Below are 18,267 nucleotides of genomic sequence, written 5' to 3'. Positions count from 1 at the left end.
TTGATTCATGAACCTATTTCATACTGCAGACTGGCACCTCGGCCAGTTACTGCACGGCCATAGCCGTGCCTTTGAACATCAACAGTTTCTGACCTGGCTGCTCGACACACTGGAGTCGGAGCAGGCGGACGCCCTGCTGCTGTGCGGCGACATCTTCGACAGCGCCAATCCGCCCGCGTACGCCTGGCAGATGCTGTACCGCTTTCTTGCCGATTGCCGTCGTCGCCTGCCCAACCTGGACCTGATCCTGGTGGGGGGCAACCACGACTCCCCGGCCAAGCTGGACGCCCCCCACAGCCTGCTCGCCAACTTTGGCATCACCGTGGTGGGCCAGTTGCCACGGGACGACAACGGCGAAACCGACTGGTCACGGCTGATCCTGCCGCTGACCGACGCCAGCGGCGAGACCGCGGCCTGGTGTCTGGCACTGCCGTTCCTGCGCAGCGCCGATCTCAACCTGTCCGATCCGGCCCTCGATAACGTGGAAGATAAGTTGATCGCCGGCGTTACCCGGCTCTACCAGCAGGGCACCGAGCGGATGCAGGCACAGGCCAAGCCGGGCCAACTGCTGCTGGCCACCGGCCACGCTTATCTGGCGGGCACGGAACTGTCGGAGCTGTCCGAGCGCCGCATCCTGGGCGGCAATCAGCACGCCCTGCCGGTCAGTGAGTTTCCCGCAGCGCTGGATTATCTGGCGTTGGGCCATCTGCACAAGGCGCAGCGGGTGGATAAGTCCGGTCGGGTTCGGTACAGCGGCAGCCCCATCCCCCTCTCTCTTGCGGAGGAGCACTACCCCCACCAGGTTCGCCAACTGCGGTTCGCTGACGGTCAATTGCAGGAGGACAAGGCGATCCGGGTGCCGCGCACCGTGGAGATCCTGCGGATCCCGGCCAAGCCCGCCGGGCTGGAGAGCGTGCTGGCGGAACTGGCGGCGCTGGACCTGCCGGAGCTGCCGCTGGAGCGCCAACCACTGCTGGAGGTGCGGGTGGCACTGGAGCAGCCGGAACCGCGCCTGCGCGAGCAGGTGATGGCGGCATTGGAAGACCGCGCCGTCCGACTGGCCCGCATCCATGTGACCCATCCGGGCCAGAGTGTCAGCGCCAGTGAGATGGGCGCCAGCCTGGATAACCTCGAACCGGAGCAGGTGTTTGTCAGCGGCTACACCGCCCGCTTTGGTGACGCACCAGAGCCGGCGCTGATGGCAGCGTTTGCTGAGCTGGTTAACGAGGTGGAGGAGCAGGCATGAAGATTGTCGCCATTCGCGGGGAAAACCTGGCCAGTCTGGCCCGCCCCTTTGATATCGATCTGGCGGACGGACCGCTGGCCCAGTCCGGTCTGTTTGCCATCACCGGCCCCACCGGCTCCGGCAAAAGCACCCTGTTGGATGCCCTTTGCCTGGCGCTGTATGACCAGACGCCCCGCTACACCACCGGACGGCAGGGCGCCTCGGTGGGGGCGGTCGACGGTGACGACAAGCTGTGGCTGAAGAGCAACGACGTGCGCCAGATCCTCAGCCGTGGCAAAGCGGAAGGCTGGGCCGAGGTGGACTTTATCGGCACCGACGGCGACCTCTACCGGGCGCGCTGGAGCGTGCGCCGGGCCAGAGGCAGACTCGATGGTCGCCTGCAGAATCAGGAGATGAGCCTGACCCACCTGGCCAGTGGCAAGGTGGAGAGCGGCAAGAAAACCGAGGTGCTGGAGCAGATTGAACAACGGGTCGGACTCAGCTGGGAGCAGTTCCGCCGTGCGGTGCTGTTGGCCCAGGGGGACTTCGCGGCGTTCCTCAAGGCCAGCCCCAAGGCCCGCTCTGAGCTGCTGGAGCGCCTGACCGGCACCGAGATCTACAGCCGCATCGGCGCGGCGGCGTTTGAGCGCGGGCGTCGCGCTGAGCAGGATCTGGCCCGGTTGCAGGAGCAACGTCAAAACCTCGAACTGATGGACGACGAGGCGCTGGCCGCCTTGGCCAACCAGATTGCCGGGCTGGCGGCGGCCCTGAGTCGCGGGCAGCAGCTGGTTGCGGACGCCGGAAAAGTCGGTGAGCTGGCCCGGCAGTGCCAGGCTCAGCAGCAGTCGATGACACAACACGCTGAACAGCAGGCCGCGCTCGAAGCGCAGCAGCCGGAGTTCGAGGCACTGGCTTCAGAGCTGAACGTGTTTGATCAGGCCCAGTCCGCCCGTCCGCTTTATCAGGAGCTCAGCCAGCTGGATGTGGCGTTGGCGGAAGCGGCGCCGAAGCTGGCGCGCCAGCGCGAGAACAGTCAGCAGGTGGACGCGCGCATCGCGCAGTTGGAACAACAGCAACCCGGTTTGCAGCAGGCCCAGCAACAGGCCGAGCAACAGTGGCAGCAGTGGCAGGGACAACGGGGGGAAGCGGAGCAGCTGTCCCGCCAGCGGCAGGGGGTCAGCGAGGAGCTGGACAGCCTGCAGCAACGCCTCAGCCCCCTGCGTCAGTCGGTGGCCAGCCATGAGGCGGCCCTGCAGGCGCTGGACCGCGAGTTGCAGCAGCTGAACCAGCAACAAAGCCAGCTGAATGAGTATCGCCAGCGTCACGGCGAACTGGTGGCCCTGGCGGGTCAGTGGAGCGCCTGGCGCAACCGCCTGCTGGCCCTGGGGCGTGACAGCGAACAGTGGCACCAGCTGCGCCAAACCCTGCGCCAGCTGATGCCGGAACTGGAACGTGAGCAGCTCAGGCTGAAACAGCTTCAGCACCGTACCCAGGAGCTGTCCGAACACGACAAGACCCTGTCCGAAGCCCTGACCGCATTGCGCCAGCAGGAGCCTCAGGCGCCGGATGCAGAGGCATTGCAGGCTCAGCAACAGCAACTGCGCCAGCTGGTGCGCTGGCTGGAGCTGGAGGAGCGCCTGGCCCCGGCCCGGCAGCACTGCGATGCCCTCGAGCGCCAGCTTGCCCAGCTGCAACAACAGCAACAGGGGTGGCAGAGCCAGCGTACTGAGCTGGAACAACGTATCCACAGCAACCACAGCGCGCTGCAGGAGGCTCAGACCCAATGGCAGCAGGCCCAGGCCACCCTGAGCCTGGAACAGTATCGTCCGCTGTTGCAACCGGAGCAGCCCTGTCCCCTGTGTGGCGCGCATGAACATCCCTATGCCGAGAGTGCGCCGGTGGTGGACGCCTTGCTGGCGGGGATGCAGGGCCGGTTGGAGCAACTGGCTCTGGCCCTTGAGCAGGATCGGGCCGCGCTGCATCGTGGTCTGGCGGTGGCGGAGCAGAGTGCGGCCCAGCAGCAGCGCTGGCAGCGGGAGCTGGCGGAATATCAACAACAGCTCGGCCACTGGCAGCAGGAGCAGCAGGGGCTGCTGGCCGACCATCCGGACTGGCAGGGCTTGTCAGCCCAGGCCCTGCAGCAGCAAGGCCAGAAACTGGATCAGGCACTTCAGCTGGGCCACCAGCAACAGCAGCAGTGGCGCCACTGGCAGCAGCAGCACCAGCGGTTGCAGGCGGATGCCGAGGCTCTGCATCAGGCGCTGGCGGAAGCGCGCCAGCAACACCACCAGGCAGAGCTGGCACTGCAGGCTGGCCAGGAGCGCCAGGGGCAGCTGGAAACCGAACTGACTCGTTTGCAGAACGCCCTGAAAACCGAACAGGCTGAGCTGGCGGCGGTGTTGCCGCAACTGCCCTGGGCGGAACTGGCTCAGCAACCGGCCCAACTGCCTGCTCTGGTGGAGGCACTTGACCATGAGTTGACCCAGCTGAACCAGGCGATGAGCCAGCTGGACGAGGTGGCGCAGGCCCTGCAAACCGGCCAGCAGGCCCGCCAACAGCGGGAGCTGGAGGTGCGGGAACAGCGCGCCAATCTGGCGTTGCTGGAGCCCAAGCAGGCGGAACTGACCCAGTTGGCCGAACGGCTTGATCAGGCCCTGCAGCAGATTTTGCAGGGGGAGACGCTGGAGGCGCGTCACCAACGGCTGCAGCAGCAGTGGCAGCAGGCTCAGGAGGCGTTGCAGCAGGCCCAGTCGGCGCTGCACAACGCCCGGACCGAACAGGCCGGCCTGCGCAGTGCGCTGATTCAGCTGGAGCAAACCCAAACGGCCCAGCAGGCGCAGCGACGCGAGTGCCTGACCCGCTGGAGCGCCTTGCTGCAGACGCTGGGGCTGGCTGAGCAGCAGGTGTTGTCGCTGATGGGGCGTGATCATCTGTGGCGCCAGCAACAACAGCAGCGCCTGTCGGAGTTCCAGCTGGCTTGTGAAAGTGCCCGTCGTGACCATCAACGGGCCGTGGATGAACTGGCCCAGCGTCAGGCACAACACCAACAGGCACAGCAGGACTGGCAGCAGCGCCTGCTCGACAGTGAGTTTGAGGCCACGGATCTGGACGGCCTGAACACCGCACTGGAAGCGTTGGAGCGTCAGCACTTTGAGTGCCGCCACCAGCAGGCTCAGCAGGCGGCGCTGCGGGACAAGGCGGAACAGCTGCAGAGTCAGGCCCTGCAAGCTGAGCAGGACTGTCGGGTGTGGCTGCAGCTGAAAGAGGTGATTGGCTCTGCCGATGGCAGTCGCTTCCGGGCCATGGCGCAGGCACTGACGCTGGGGCAGCTGTTGCAGCTGGCCAACGCTCAGCTGGCTGAACTGGCCCCCCGCTACCGCTTGCAGCCGACCCCGGGCAACGGACTGGACCTGCAGGTGGTGGATGGCGATATGGGCGAGGAGATCCGCGCCATTGAGAGTCTCTCTGGCGGTGAAACCTTCCTGGTCTCGTTGGCGTTGGCGCTGGCGTTATCGGCCCTGACCACCGGTGGCGGTCGTATCGGTTCGCTGTTTATTGATGAAGGCTTTGGCACGCTGGACCCGGACTCACTGGAGATGGCGCTGTCCTGCCTTGACGCGTTGCAGGCGGCCGGTCGTCAGGTGGGGGTGATCTCCCATGTGCAGACCCTGGTGGAGCGGATCGGTACCCGGGTGCAACTGAGTGCAGCAGGAGGAGGGACCAGCCAACTGCGGATTATCGAGCGATAGATCCCGCACAACCTCTTGTTAAATGGGTGTTAATGCTATTGAATGGCATTCCGAAGTGTCACAAAACTGTCACGGACGATTGACATTCAACTGTCACAAAGGCTTGGCACACTTTGCGGCGTTTTCTCCTGAACCCGGAAAACACCCGTTTAACAAGGAAATTAAAACCATGTCTCTGAATCGCACTTTCCTGGCTGCCGCTGTGGCTGCCGCTATCCTGCCTGCCACCGCTGCTGCCGACGTGAACGTGTACGGCCGTCTGAACCTGACCGCTCAGTATGCCGATCTGGGCGGTGACAGCAGCGATGGCGAAACCCGTATCGCCTCTCACTCCTCCCGTCTGGGTGTTAAGGGCAGCCATGAGTTTGCCGAAGGGCTGGAAGCCATCTATCAGGCGGAGTTTGGCATTGATGTGGTTGATGGGAGCGACGTGTTCTCCAACCGTAACCAGTTTATTGGCCTGAAAGGCGGCTTCGGTACCACCACCATCGGTCGTCGGGATACGGCCCTGAAGCGTTCTCAGGGTAAAGTTGACCAGTTCAGCGACTATGAAGGGGATATCAACGCCCTGTTCCGTGGTGAAAACCGGGCCTCCCAACAGATCTCCTACGCCACGCCGACCATCGCTAACTTGTTCTCTGCTGAAGTCACCTACGTTGCCGAAGGCGACAGCAAGCAGGTTGATGACAGCGGCTTCTCCGTGGCCGGTATGGTGGGTGACGCCAACTACAAAAAACAGCCCTTTTACGCCGCCGTGGCTTACGACAGCAAAGTGCATGACTACGACGTTTTGCGTGTCACCGTCGGCGGTAAGATCGCCGGCTTCGAACTGGGTGCCATGTATAACGACCAGGAGAAAGTCTCCACCGGTGTGTCCTATGACGGCTTTATGGTGTCTGCAGCCTACAGCCTGGGGGCGACCAAGCTGAAAGCGCAGTACCAGGATGCCGATGGCAGCAACAAGTTTGCCGACTCCGGCTCGGTTTACTCAGTGGGCGCGGAACACAAAATGTCCAAGCAGCTGCGTTTGAACGCCTACTACACCGGCACCAGCTACGACACTCAGGACAACGACAGCGTGTTTGCTGTCGGCATGCGCTACGACTTCTGATCGGTTCTGAGCCCAGCTCAGCTTAGCCATCAGCAAACCGCAAAAAGGGGGCCAATCGGCCCTCTTTTTATTACACTCCTTGTCAGTGATTCATATTTCTGTCATTTGTTGGACAGATAATCATCCGCGAACTGTCACCGTGGATCCAAAAGCCTGTTATGACTGCCAATATCCTGATTGTTGAAGACGAATCCGCCATCCGTGAAATGCTGACCTTTGTGTTGGATCAGCACGGGTTTCGTACCACCAGTGCCGCGGATTATGACCAGGGCCTGAACGCCATCAGCGAACCCTATCCCGACCTGGTCCTGCTGGATTGGATGCTGCCTGGTGGCAGTGGTATCCAGTTGGCCAAAGCGCTGCGTCAGGATGAGCATACCCGCCAGATCCCCATCATCATGCTCACCGCCCGTGGCGAGGAAGAGGACCGTGTGCGCGGCCTTGAAGTGGGCGCGGACGACTACATCACCAAGCCGTTCTCTCCCAAAGAGCTGGTGGCCCGCATCAAAGCGGTGCTGCGTCGCTCCGCCCCGACCCGCCTCGAAGAGGCCGTTGAGGTGCAGGGCCTGCGCCTGGACCCGGTTTCCCACCGCGTCACCGTTGAGGAACAGGGGCTGGATATGGGGCCGACCGAGTTCCGTCTGCTGCACTTCTTTATGACCCACCCTGAGCGGGTCTACAGCCGCGAGCAGCTGCTCGACAACGTGTGGGGCACCAACGTGTACGTTGAGGACCGCACCGTGGACGTGCACATCCGTCGCCTGCGCAAGGCGATTCAGGAAACCGGCCATGACAAACTGATCCAGACCGTGCGGGGCGCCGGTTATCGGTTCTCCACCAAGGTTTGAGCAATATCGAGGCAAGCGCACTTGGACGTGAAAGATGTTTGAGTCGTACTCCGGCTACCGCTTGCTGCTGAAGCTGGTAATGTGGATGGCCCCCTGGGCACTGTTGGGCCTGCTGGTAGACCAGCTGGCCCTTTGTCTGCTTATCGGCTCCTGGCTGCTGCTGTTCTGGCACTACCGTCACCTCAACAAACTGGCCCACTGGCTCTGGCATGACCGGCGCCTGACCCCGCCCCATGGCAGCGGCAGTTGGGAACCCATCTTTAACGGCATCTACCGTCTGCAGGGCAAGAACCGGCGACGCCGGGCTCAGCTGGCGCGGCTGCTCTCCCGCTTTCGCGAAGGGGCAGAGGCGTTGCCGGACGCCGCCATGGTGTTGGGCCCGGAGGGGCAGATCCTGTGGAGTAACCAGCTGGCCGAGCACATCCTTGGCATCCGTTGGCCGCAGGATGCCGGCAACCGCATCCACAACCTGCTGCGCCACCCCCGCTTTGTGAAGTACTGGAATAAGCGCCGCTTCTCTGAACCGCTGGAGTTGGTGTCACCGGTGAATGACAGCTGGTTGCTGGAGGTGCGGATCATGGCCTATGGCGACAGCCAGCGTCTTTTGGTGGCGCGGGACGTGACCCGCCTGCGCCAGCTCGAGCAGATGCGTCGCGACTTTGTGGCCAACGTCTCCCACGAGTTGAAAACCCCGCTGACGGTGCTGCAGGGCTACGTCGAGATGATGCAGATGACCTGCGATCCGGAGTCGATGCAGGGGCGCCAGTTTAAGGCGATGGAGGAGCAGTCGGTTCGGATGAAAACCCTGATTGACCGGCTGCTGACATTGTCCCGCATCGAATCGTCTACGGACCTGGATCTGGAGCGCCCGGTAGACATTCCAGCACTGATGAGCACCATACAGCAGGAGGGGGAAACCCTGGCCGCTGGCAGTCATCAACTGGTGTTTGAGGTAGACCCTGAGCTCAAGGTCTATGGCGACGAGATGCAGCTGCACAGTGCCTGCGCCAACCTGGTTCAGAACGCCATCCGCTATACCCCGCCGGGGGGAGAGATCCGCGTCAGCTGGCGCCGCAATGGCGAACGTGCCCGCTTTGAGGTGCAGGATCAGGGCGAGGGGATCGCACCGGAACATCTGCCCCGCCTGACGGAACGTTTCTACCGGGTGGACAAGGCCCGCTCCCGCGATACCGGGGGCAGTGGGCTGGGACTGGCCATCGTCAAACACGCCCTCAATCACCATAACAGTCAGCTGGAGATCAGCTCAGTGGTGGGGCAGGGCAGTCGCTTTGCCTTTGAACTGCCGGCCACGCTGGTGGTGCAAAAAGCCAGTTAACGGGATGTGATCACCGCTTGTACACGAAAGTGTCACGGTTTTGTCATCTGGGCTGACAATACTGCGGTGTGAATCGTAACCCGATCTGGATGAACCTGGAGTTACCCATGAGAATCAAACACCTTGTTGGTGCGCTGAGCCTGGCCGTTGCCTCCGTATTCAGTGCCTCTGCCGCAGCGGCTATTGATCCGACCCTGCCGGAATACCAGAAGACCAGCGGCGTCTCCGGTAACCTGTCCTCGGTGGGTTCCGATACCCTGGCGAACATGATGACCCTGTGGGCGGAGGAGTTCCGCAAGCAGTACCCCAACATCAACCCGCAGATCCAGGCCGCTGGCTCCTCGACCGCGCCGCCGGCGCTGACCGAGGGCACCTCCCAGTTCGGGCCGATGAGCCGCAAGATGAAGCCGAACGAAGAGGAAGCCTTCGTGAAGCGCTATGGCTACAAGCCCACGGCGATCCGCGTGGCCATCGATGCGCTGGCGGTGTTTGCCCACAAGGACAATCCGATCCAGGGCCTGACCATCGAGCAGGTGGACGGCATCTTCTCCTCCACCCTGAAGTGCGGTGGTGATGCGGTGAGACGCTGGGGTGATCTGGGTCTGACCGGCTCCTGGGCCAACCGCGATATTCAGCTTTACGGCCGTAACTCCGTATCCGGTACCTACGGTTACTTTAAGAAGAAGGCGTTGTGTAAGGGCGACTTTAAGCCCAACGTGAACGAGCAGCCTGGCTCCGCCTCGGTGGTGCAGTCGGTCTCCACCTCACTCAACGCCATCGGTTACTCCGGCATCGGTTACAAAACCGCGGGTGTTCGTGCGGTACCGCTGGCCAAGTCCGGCAGTGATTTTGTCGAGGCCACTGCCGCCAATGCCGCCAATGGCCAATACCCGCTGAGCCGCTATCTGTATGTGTACGTGAACAAGCACCCGAACCGTCCGCTGGACCCGATGGTCGCCGAGTTCGTCAAGTTTATGCTGTCCCGTCAGGGCCAGATGGTGGTCGAGAAAGACGGTTACGTGCCGCTGCCACGCGCCGTGATCGCCAAGGACCTGGCACAGCTGGGCATCCAGTTGTAATTTGGTCCTGCCGATGAAAACGCCCCGCTCAGCGGGGCGTTTTTGTTGGGATGGGCGGTAACGGATCGGCTTTGGGGTACACTGAAGGCCGGTAACTCAAGGACAAACAACACTATGGCCTACTGGCTGTTTAAAACCGAGCCGGACACCTTTTCCATCGACACCCTGAAAGCCCAGGGCACCAGCTGCTGGGAGGGGGTACGCAATTACCAGGCCCGTAACCTGATGCGTGACGAAGTGAAGTTGGGGGATAAGGTGTTTATCTACCACTCCTCCTGCAAGCATGTGGGGGTGGCGGGCATCGCCACGGTGACCCGGGAAGCCTACCCCGACCACCATCAGTTCAACCCTGAAAGCCCCTACTTTGACCCCAAATCCGACCCCGAAAACCCGCGTTGGATCATGGTGGATGTGGCGTATCAGCAGCATCTGCCGCTGGTGAGTCTGAAGGCGATAAAGGCCAACCCGGCGTTAGCGGAGATGGTGCTGGTTAACCGCTCCCGCCTCAGCATCCAGCCGGTGACTGAGGCGGAATGGCACAACATTCTGGCGATGGCCGGGGTGGTCAGCGAGTCTTGTTAAGGGCGAACCTTGACGCTGGCGATGCTGGCCAGGCGATCTTTCCCCGGACAGGTAAAGGTTTCGGTCAGGGCATCACAGCGTTGGCCATCGCGCTCGGTCTCGAAACAGAAATCAAAGCGGGTTTGCACCCGTACCGGCTGTTGCAGAGTCTGTTGGGGGAGGCTTTGCCAATCCCAGCGACGCACGGCGCCTTTAGCCGCCTTTCCGAAGTGACGGTTGTCCTGCTGAACCACCTCGATATCACTGACCAAGCCATCCGGTGACAGGGTGTATGCGACGGTGGCGCAGCCCGTCTCAAAGGCCCGGGCGGCTTCTATGGGGTAGAGCGGGACGGGGCGATTCAGCTTATTCCAGGGTGCCTGGGTCAGCAGATCCGGCTGTGGCTGGGCGTCAACGGCACTGGCGGATTCCGGGGTGGCGCTGCAGCCGTTCAGCACCACCAGCAGTGCGGCGGTCAGAGAGAGTCGTCGATCCATGACGGGTGTCCTTATCAGTTCCGTGGGCTGAGGGTTTCACGATGCGCTCAGCGCACTCCCTAAACTAGCGAAACTGCAACTCCCAGCCCAGTGTCTGGAGTAGTTCGTTTTCCTGCTCCAGATCTGCCAGCAACAGGGCATCGTCAGCCAGAGGGGTTGGCAGTGTCAGCCGAACCTCCCGCTTACCCCATTCGACCTCTGGCAGTTCGATGCGATGGCGACGGCCCAGGTGCCACAGCACCGAGAGGCGCAGGCAGATCAACAGCCGCTGCAGGGTGGTGGGCTTGGCCAGTTGCAGGGAGGGCAGTTCGCAGTCGTCCAGACGTTTGCGGTGCCAGCGGCCGAGGAACGCCAACAGTTGTTGTTGCTCCAGATGGAAGCCCGCCATATTGCCGTTGGCAATGATGTAGCCGGAGTGCCGTTGCACCCCCTTGGAGTTCAGCGCCAGCCCCACTTCGTGCAGTTGGCCACTCCAGTAAAGCAGCTCCTCCAACTCCTCATCGTGTTGCGGCTGGGCCCGGTATAACTGGCAGGCGGTGTCCGCCACCCGACGGGCGTGCTGGGTGTCGACATGGTAGAGCCGCTGCATCGCTTCAACGGTGTGCTGGCAGACGGAGGCCTGAGGCACCCGGTTGGCCATCTCAAAGATCACCCCTTCGCGCAGGGCGGCATCGCAGAAGCGCATCTCGTCGATATTAAGGGCGCGAAAGCAGCCCAGCAGCACCGACAGTCCGGCGGGCAGTACCGGTCGACGGGTGTCGGACAGGTATTCCATGCCCATCTTGTCGATGTGGCCCGCGTCGGCGAGCTTGTCCACCAGCTTTTCCAGGCTCTTGCGGGTGATAACCGGCTTCTCAAACTCCTGCTGACACACCTGAGCCAGCGCCTTGATGGTGCCAGAGGTGCCGAGGGTGGCCTGCCAGCCCTGTTGGCGGTAGCGCTCCAGCAGGGGTTCCAGCTGCTGCTGGGCACTGACAATGGCTTTGTCGAAGCGTTTGTGGCTGAGTTTGCCCTCGTTAAAGAAGCGGTCCTGAAAGCTGACGCAGCCCATATTGAGGCTTTCCAACTGAAACGGTTCGCCATCCTGGCCGATGATCAGTTCGGTGCTGCCACCGCCGATGTCGATCACCAGCGTGGGCTCATTCAGCTCCTCGGCGTGGCTGACGCCATGGAAGATCAGGCGAGCCTCTTCACGACCGGCGATCACCTCAATGGGGGCATCGAGGATATCCCGGGCCGGGGCGAGAAAGTCATGACGATTGGGGGCTTGGCGCAGGGCGTAGGTGGCGACCAGGCGCACCGCGCTGATCTGGCTCTCCTGCAGGCGCTGCGCAAACTGAGCGAGGCAGTCCCAGCCCCGTTGCATGGCGGCCGGGGCCAGATTGCCCTGCTTGTCCATCCCCTCGGCCAGGGACACCCGCTGTTTGACCCGATGGAGGATCTGGACGTTGTTCTCCATCACCCGGGCGATCGCCAGATGAAAGCTGTTGGAGCCCATGTCGATGGCGGCGATGGTCGCCCCGACCTGGGCCGGTTTCTGAGTGTGTGGCATAACGTTACCGTTCAGTGGCTTAGCGTCATTGTGCCAAAGGCTTCTGCTCCGCTTCTACCAGGTAATCGTAGATCGCCACCTGACTTCGGATCTTCTTACGGTTGCCACGGGACACATATTGGTTGTCCTGGAATCGGTTGATCACCCGGGCTTTGGTGGTGTCCTGCCACTGGATGTTGAGCATATCGAGGACCTGTTGCTTCAGGCGCGGCGCATAGATGGGGCACCCCACTTCAATGCGGTTGTCGATATTGCGGCCCATCCAGTCGGCACTGGTGATAAACACTTTCGGCTCCCCGCCATTTTCAAACACCATCACCCGCGGGTGTTCGAGGAAGCGGTCGACCACCGAGATGGCCTTAATGTTATCGGACACGCCGGGCACGCCCGGCAGCAGGGCGCACATGCCCCGGATGATCAGGCGCACTTTGACGCCATTGCGGGAGGCGTCATACAGCTTCTTGATAAGGCCGGTGTCCACCAGGTTATTGACCTTCAGGGTGATGCCACAGGGCTGCCCGGCCAGTTTGTTCTGCACCTCGCGGTCAATGAGGCTGTAAAGCTTACGCCGGGAGTCTACCGGGGACACCAGCAGGTGCAGGAACTTAACCCGCCGGTAGGGGTGCTCAATAAAATCGAACACCGTCTCCACCTCTCTGGTGATCTCCGGATGCTTGGTAAACAACGCGTAGTCGGTATACACCTTGGCGGTTTTCTCATGGAAGTTGCCGGTGCCGACGTGGGCGTAGTTGACCAGTTCGCCATCCTCAACCCGGCTTATCAGGCACAGCTTGGAGTGGATCTTGAGGCTTGGCACGCCAAAGCTGACCTTTACCCCGGCATCGGTCAGGTGGCGGGCCCACTCGATATTGGCCTCTTCATCGAAACGGGCGCGCAGCTCGACCACCACGGTGACGTCTTTGCCGTTCTTCACGGCGTCGGTGAGGGTGTTGATCACCTGAGACTTGGACGCCACCCGATAGATGTTGATCTTGATAACCCGCACTGCCGGGTCGTAGGCGGCCTGACGCAGCCACTCTGTCAGGTGGCTGAACTTGTGGTAGGGGTAGTAGAGCAACACATCCCCGGCACTGATCGCCTCGAAACCGGTTTTGTAGTCGGTGAACTGACGGGTCGACAGGGCGGGCAGCTTCTTGTGTTCAAGATACTTTCGGCCCGGATTGGGGAAGGACATAAAGTCGCGGAAGTTGTGGTAACGCCCGCCGGGTGTGACCGAATCGAAGTTGGCGATGCCCAGGGCATTGCGCAGCACCTCCAGCATGGTTTCCGGCATCTCGCGGTCGTGCACCAGGCGAACCGGCTCGGCGGTCAGACGCTGTTTCAGGCCGGAGGACATCTTCTCCAGCAGACTCAGCTCAATCTCGTCAGAGAGGTCGTACTCGGCATCACGGGTCAGCTTCATGGAGTAACAGCGCAACGAGTCGAACTCGATAATGCCCTCGAACAGTTCGTTCAGGCAGTGGCGGATGATGTTATCCAGCAGGATCAGGGTTTTCTTGGTTTTGCCGCCTTCGGAGGGCAGCTGCACAAAGCGCGGCAGTTTACCGGAGGGCACCGGGATAAAGGCGTACTGCACCGTATCGTTGTGGCGGATCTCGGTGGTCAGGTAGGTGATGCCATCCTCCAGGCACTTATCCAGCCGGGTGTCCTTGGTCAGCAGCACCGGAATGATGTGGCGGCGGATCTTGTCGCGGAAATGGCGTTTCAGCCAGTTGCCCTGATTGTCCGAGAGCTGGGTTTCGTTGACCAGAAAGATGTTGCGGCGGGCCAGATCCAGCAGCAGTTGCCGATAGATCTCATCGAACTGGGTGGTCAGCGCCAACACCTTGCTGTTGATCTCGGCCATCAGGGTGCGCGAGCGTTGACCGCCGCCCTTGGCCTCTGCAATCAGAATGCGGCGGCGCAGGTCGGCCACACGGACGCGGAAAAACTCATCCTGGTTGTTGGAGAAAATGCCGAGAAAACGCACCCGCTCGATCACCGGGTTTTCCGGGTCTGCGGCTTCCTGCAGCACGCGTTCGTTGAATGAGAGCCAACTGAGTTCTTTTTCCAGATACGGAATGGTGATTTGTGCCGACATGGTGCCCCTGAAGTCCCTAAAGGTAAAAACAGACGGCAGTCTGGTTCATCCAGATGTCATCCTGATGAAATCCAGCCGTGATATTGACCACTTTATCATCAGTTGCGTTGTCAGGCATTGCGACTTAAGCCTGAGCAAATGACGCTATTCATGATATTTTTCTAATGATATCAGTCAGGTTACTGTACCTGTGGCGTGTAACCGTGATCGTGCTCAAGTCGCCAGCGAATGTCACCGGACTGTCATATAAACGACATATAATGCCGCATCGTTATTGTCAGCACCTCGCCGCACGTGGAAAGGAAAGGGATGGAAGTCGCCAGCGCAGATCGGTTTAAAGGCAGTCAGCGCCGCCGTATCAAAGACAAATTGGCTGAACTCGGTATCACCATCGGCGGCATTATGGTGCTGGTGGCGCTCATCCTCATCTTTGTTTACCTGCTGTATGTGGTGGCACCCACTTTCCGTGGCGCCAGCATTGAATCCCGGGCGGAGATGGCGCCCCTGTCCCAGGCCCAAACCGTCAAACTGGGACTGGATGAAGCCAATACCTGGGCCTACCGGTTTGCCACCGACGGTAACGCCGAATATTACCCGGTAGAGGGAGGCGAGGCGCTGCGCCTGCCGCTGGGCGTACCCGAAGGGCATCAGGTAACCAGTCACGCCCTGTCGCAACCGGCGTCGGCCACAGCGGCCCTTGGCCTGGATAACGGCCAAGTATTGGTGGTCAAATCCCAGTTCGACATCAGCTACCCCAACGACATCCGCACCATCGTGCCGGGCCTGAGCTACCCGCTGTATGAGCCATTGCTGGCTCTTGACCCGGACGGCGATGCCATCAAGGCCTTGGCGTTTGAGCTGAATGACGATGCCACCACCTTTGTCTGGGCGGGCGCTGACGATGCCCAGATGGTGCTGACCCGGATGGCCTCAGAGGTGGACTTTCTGTCCGACGAGATCACCTGGGTACGCAGTGACGTGACTCTGCCTCGCCTGCCGGCCTCGGTGGAGGAGTTGTTGATCAGTCCGGACCAGCGCCAACTGTTTGTGCTGGCCAATAACGAGGTCAGTGTCTGGGACATCCGCAACACCAACGCGATTAAACAGAGCCAGGTAATCGCGGCGGCGGAGCCCAACGCCCGCATTACCGATATCGCCCTGCTGGCGGGAGCCAGCTCCCTGATGGTGGCCAACGACAATGGTGTGGTCAGCCAGTGGTTTACCGTCAATACGCCGGAAGGGCGCCAGTTTACCCGTATCCGGGACTTTGACCACGGCGCGCCGATCACCGCGCTGACCACCGAATACTTCCGCAAAACCTTTGCCGTCGGCGACAGCAACGGTGGGCTGGCGCTGTACTACACCACCTCGCAGAAAGCGCTGCTGAGCGCCGAGTTTGACGGTGAGCGGCTCCACGATGCGGCCTTCAGTCCGCGCTCCAACGGCCTGGTGTTGCAAAGCGGCGACACCATCCGCGTGTTCGAGGTGGACAACCCCCATCCGGAGGTGTCGTTCAGCGCGCTGTGGCAGAAGGTGTGGTACGAGGGCTACCCGGAGCCGGCACACGTCTGGCAGTCCACCTCGGGTTCTGACGATTTCGAGGCCAAACTGGGGCTGATGCCCCTGGCGTTCGGCACCCTTAAGGCGGCGCTGTACGCCATGCTGTTTGCGGTGCCGCTGGCGATTGCCGGTGCCATCTACACCGCCTACTTCATGTCCTCCCGGGTACGGGGTTTTGTGAAACCCACGGTGGAGATCATGGAGGCACTGCCGACGGTGATCCTGGGTTTCCTGGCGGGCCTGTGGCTGGCGCCGCTGGTGGAGGCCAACCTGCCCGGTGTGGTGCTGTTGCTGTTGGCCCTGCCGCTGACCATGTTGCTGGCGGCGCTGGCTTGGCACGCGCTGCCGGATTCGATTCGCAACAGCCACTGGGGTGACTATCGCGAACTGATGCTGGTGCCCCTGCTGCTGCTGGTGGGCTGGGGAGTGATGGCCAGCAGCCCCTATCTGGAGCTTTACCTGATGGGCGGTGACGCCCGTGGCTTTGTGACTAACACCCTCGGCATCACCTTTGACCAGCGTAATGCCCTGGTGGTGGGCCTGGCGATGGGCTTTGCGGTGATCCCCACCATCTTCTCCATTGCCGAAGATGCGGTGTTCTCCGTGCCCCGCCATCTGGTCAACGGCTCTCTGGCGCTGGGGGCGACCCAGTGGCAGACCCTCACCCGGGTGGTGCTTCTGACTGCCAGTCCGGGCATCTTTTCCGCGGTGATGATGGGCTTTGGCCGCGCCGTGGGCGAAACCATGATCGTGCTGATGGCCACCGGCAACACGCCGCTGATGGAGTGGAACATCTTTCAGGGAATGCGCACGCTGGCCGCCAATATTGCGGTGGAGATGCCGGAATCGGCGATCGACAGCACCCACTATCGGGTGTTGTTCCTGACCGCCTTTGTCCTCTTTATTTTTACTTTCGTTTTCAACACCCTGGCGGAGTATGTCCGACAGCGGCTGCGTGAAAAGTACAGCACCTTGTAGGGATGAACATGGGTAAGTGGTTTAAATCGGGCAGCCCCTGGATCTGGATGACCGCCGGTGCGGTCAGCCTCTCCCTGGTGGCGGTGCTCGGTCTGCTGTTGCTGATTGCGTGGCGGGGCCTGACCTACTTCTGGCCCTCCAGTCTCTATGAGTGGCAACTGGTGCATCCCGATGGCCGTCAGGAGTTGCTGATTGGCGAGATCTACGACCGTGAATGGGTGCCGATGGAGCGCTTGCGGGACGCCGGTATCACGCTGCCGGGTGATGAGGAGTTTGTGGAACGGCTGCTGGTGAAAACCGGCAACCGCGAATACGTTCCGCTGGATTTCCGCTGGGTGTTGGTGCCCAGCATCGTCAGCACCAAAGTGCCGAAAGAGCTGGCGGTGGTGGAGCGTGCCCGTAACGGCAACTTCTACGGCTACCCGGTGGCACTGCAGCAGGGCGACCGTGAAATCCGCGGACCGGAGCTGGATGCCGCCCTGGCACGGGCGATAGACGATGCCCGGGCGCTGACCAAAGAGGCCGACAGGCTGCAAAGCAGCGACATTGGCCGCATCAACCATCAGCTTGAGCGTCTGCGTCTGGAGCAGCGCAAACTGGCGCTGGATGGCCAGGATACGCCGGAGGCGCTGGCGGAGATCGACGCGCGGCGTGAGGCGCTGAATGCCGAGTATCAGATCCTGGAGCGACGCCTGTTCGACCTGCGCGAGCAAGCCGGAAAGAGTGCCCTGCTGGTGCGCGATATGCGGGGCCAGGAGGTACGGCTGTTTCTCAATGATGTGTTGGATGTAACCTACTCCAACGCGCTCTCCACGCCGGGCAAGGTGTGGCATTGGATGAAGGCCGTGGGCAGCTTTGTGGTGGATGAACCGCGGGAGGCCAACACCGAAGGGGGCGTGTTCCCGGCCATCTTTGGCACCGTCTTTATGGTGATGCTGATGGCGGTGATCGTGACCCCCTTTGGCGTGATGGCGGCGGTTTACCTGCACGAGTACGCCCACAAAGGCCCCATCACCCGCCTTATCCGCATTGCCGTCATCAACCTGGCCGGTGTGCCCTCCATTGTTTATGGGGTGTTCGGCCTGGGCTTCTTCGTCTACATGGTGGGGGGCTCTCTGGATGAGTTGTTCTACCCGGAAGCGCTGCCGAACCCCACCTTCGGCACGCCGGGGGTGTTGTGGTCGGCTCTGACCCTGGCGATCCTCACCCTGCCGGTGGTGATTGTGTCCACCGAAGAGGGCTTAAGCCGGATCCCGTCTGCGGTCCGACAAGGCAGTCTGGCGCTGGGGGCCACCAAAGCGGAAACCCTGTGGCGCATCGTGTTGCCGATGGCCAGCCCGGCCATTATGACCGGCCTGATCCTGGCCGTGGCCCGGGCCGCTGGCGAGGTGGCGCCGCTGATGTTGGTGGGGGTGGTGAAGCTGGCCCCGCAGCTGCCGGTGGATGGCAATTTCCCCTATGTGCATCTGGACCGTAAGTTTATGCACCTGGGCTTTCATATTTACGACGTTGGCTTCCAAAGCCCCAACGTCGAAGCGGCGCGGCCTTTGGTGTACGCGACCTCATTCCTGTTGGTGACGGTGATTGTGGCACTCAACCTCACCGCCATCGGGGTACGCAACCACCTGCGGGAGAAATTCCGCGCCTTTGATCATTAAGCGAGGGCGATA

At 61.6% G+C, this 18,267-nt stretch carries 12 protein-coding genes; 9 read left to right on the top strand and 3 right to left on the bottom strand.

Annotation, left to right across the window (positions count from 1 at the left end; all coding sequences use genetic code 11):
* The first annotated feature begins 7 nt into the window (after positions 1 to 7).
* The 7 genes from FBAL_RS14360 to FBAL_RS14330 all read left to right on the top strand — a co-directional run bounded on the left by FBAL_RS14360 (position 8) and on the right by FBAL_RS14330 (position 9,930).
* The gene (locus FBAL_RS14360; RefSeq protein ID WP_013346310.1) at positions 8 to 1,246 is read left to right on the top strand and encodes an exonuclease SbcCD subunit D C-terminal domain-containing protein; all 1,239 of its coding nucleotides are present in this window, start codon (positions 8 to 10) and stop codon (positions 1,244 to 1,246) included.
* Entirely contained in the window at positions 1,243 to 4,974 is a 3,732-nt protein-coding gene (locus FBAL_RS14355) for an AAA family ATPase (protein ID WP_013346309.1), read from the top strand. Before FBAL_RS14360 ends, FBAL_RS14355 begins: the two co-directional genes overlap by 4 nt.
* Before the next feature lie 169 nt (positions 4,975 to 5,143).
* Entirely contained in the window at positions 5,144 to 6,085 is a 942-nt protein-coding gene (locus FBAL_RS14350) for a porin (protein ID WP_013346308.1), read from the top strand.
* A 158-nt stretch (positions 6,086 to 6,243) separates the two neighbouring features.
* On the top strand, positions 6,244 to 6,933 hold the full coding sequence (gene phoB, locus FBAL_RS14345) for a phosphate regulon transcriptional regulator PhoB (protein WP_013346307.1): 690 nt from the start codon (positions 6,244 to 6,246) through the stop codon (positions 6,931 to 6,933).
* 34 nt (positions 6,934 to 6,967) lie between these two features.
* Positions 6,968 to 8,269, top strand: coding sequence for a phosphate regulon sensor histidine kinase PhoR (phoR, locus tag FBAL_RS14340; RefSeq protein WP_013346306.1), 1,302 nt, complete (start codon positions 6,968 to 6,970; stop codon positions 8,267 to 8,269).
* Positions 8,270 to 8,376: 107 nt separating this feature from the next.
* On the top strand, positions 8,377 to 9,348 hold the full coding sequence (locus FBAL_RS14335; protein ID WP_013346305.1) for a PstS family phosphate ABC transporter substrate-binding protein: 972 nt from the start codon (positions 8,377 to 8,379) through the stop codon (positions 9,346 to 9,348).
* 114 nt (positions 9,349 to 9,462) lie between these two features.
* Positions 9,463 to 9,930, top strand: coding sequence for an EVE domain-containing protein (locus tag FBAL_RS14330; protein ID WP_013346304.1), 468 nt, complete (start codon positions 9,463 to 9,465; stop codon positions 9,928 to 9,930).
* Here FBAL_RS14330 and FBAL_RS19670 read toward each other — a convergent pair.
* The 3 genes from FBAL_RS19670 to ppk1 all read right to left on the bottom strand — a co-directional run bounded on the left by FBAL_RS19670 (position 9,927) and on the right by ppk1 (position 14,059).
* Positions 9,927 to 10,406 carry an energy transducer TonB gene (locus tag FBAL_RS19670; protein ID WP_013346303.1) on the bottom strand — a complete coding sequence of 160 codons (480 nt, stop codon included), beginning with the start codon at positions 10,404 to 10,406 and terminating at the stop codon, positions 9,927 to 9,929. The genes FBAL_RS14330 and FBAL_RS19670 overlap by 4 nt on opposite strands.
* Before the next feature lie 64 nt (positions 10,407 to 10,470).
* Positions 10,471 to 11,958: an exopolyphosphatase gene (gene ppx / locus FBAL_RS14320; protein ID WP_013346302.1), complete on the bottom strand. Its 1,488-nt coding sequence runs from the start codon at positions 11,956 to 11,958 to the stop codon at positions 10,471 to 10,473.
* A 25-nt stretch (positions 11,959 to 11,983) separates the two neighbouring features.
* Positions 11,984 to 14,059, bottom strand: coding sequence for a polyphosphate kinase 1 (gene ppk1, locus FBAL_RS14315; RefSeq protein WP_013346301.1), 2,076 nt, complete (start codon positions 14,057 to 14,059; stop codon positions 11,984 to 11,986).
* 309 nt (positions 14,060 to 14,368) lie between these two features.
* Between ppk1 and FBAL_RS14310 the strand changes: the two genes are divergently transcribed.
* Positions 14,369 to 16,597: an ABC transporter permease subunit gene (locus FBAL_RS14310; RefSeq protein ID WP_013346300.1), complete on the top strand. Its 2,229-nt coding sequence runs from the start codon at positions 14,369 to 14,371 to the stop codon at positions 16,595 to 16,597.
* Between the two features lie 8 nt (positions 16,598 to 16,605).
* Complete coding sequence (pstA, locus tag FBAL_RS14305; RefSeq protein ID WP_013346299.1) at positions 16,606 to 18,255, top strand: phosphate ABC transporter permease PstA; 1,650 nt, start codon at positions 16,606 to 16,608, stop codon at positions 18,253 to 18,255.
* Positions 18,256 to 18,267 lie beyond the last annotated feature (12 nt).

This window comes from Ferrimonas balearica DSM 9799 (assembly GCF_000148645.1).
GTDB classification, from domain to species: domain Bacteria; phylum Pseudomonadota; class Gammaproteobacteria; order Enterobacterales; family Shewanellaceae; genus Ferrimonas; species Ferrimonas balearica.
This window is presented reverse-complemented; position numbering and strand designations above follow the sequence as displayed.

Excerpts from the sequence above, each read along its gene's own strand:
- FBAL_RS14360 (WP_013346310.1), top strand. The coding sequence starts at position 8 with ATGAACCTATTTCATACTGCAGACTGGCACCTCGGCCAGTTACTGCAC.
- FBAL_RS14355 (WP_013346309.1), top strand. The coding sequence starts at position 1,243 with ATGAAGATTGTCGCCATTCGCGGGGAAAACCTGGCCAGTCTGGCCCGC.
- FBAL_RS14350 (WP_013346308.1), top strand. The coding sequence starts at position 5,144 with ATGTCTCTGAATCGCACTTTCCTGGCTGCCGCTGTGGCTGCCGCTATC.
- phoB (WP_013346307.1), top strand. The coding sequence starts at position 6,244 with ATGACTGCCAATATCCTGATTGTTGAAGACGAATCCGCCATCCGTGAA.
- phoR (WP_013346306.1), top strand. The coding sequence starts at position 6,968 with ATGTTTGAGTCGTACTCCGGCTACCGCTTGCTGCTGAAGCTGGTAATG.
- FBAL_RS14335 (WP_013346305.1), top strand. The coding sequence starts at position 8,377 with ATGAGAATCAAACACCTTGTTGGTGCGCTGAGCCTGGCCGTTGCCTCC.
- FBAL_RS14330 (WP_013346304.1), top strand. The coding sequence starts at position 9,463 with ATGGCCTACTGGCTGTTTAAAACCGAGCCGGACACCTTTTCCATCGAC.
- FBAL_RS19670 (WP_013346303.1), bottom strand. The coding sequence starts at position 10,406 with ATGGATCGACGACTCTCTCTGACCGCCGCACTGCTGGTGGTGCTGAAC.
- ppx (WP_013346302.1), bottom strand. The coding sequence starts at position 11,958 with ATGCCACACACTCAGAAACCGGCCCAGGTCGGGGCGACCATCGCCGCC.
- ppk1 (WP_013346301.1), bottom strand. The coding sequence starts at position 14,059 with ATGTCGGCACAAATCACCATTCCGTATCTGGAAAAAGAACTCAGTTGG.
- FBAL_RS14310 (WP_013346300.1), top strand. The coding sequence starts at position 14,369 with ATGGAAGTCGCCAGCGCAGATCGGTTTAAAGGCAGTCAGCGCCGCCGT.
- pstA (WP_013346299.1), top strand. The coding sequence starts at position 16,606 with ATGGGTAAGTGGTTTAAATCGGGCAGCCCCTGGATCTGGATGACCGCC.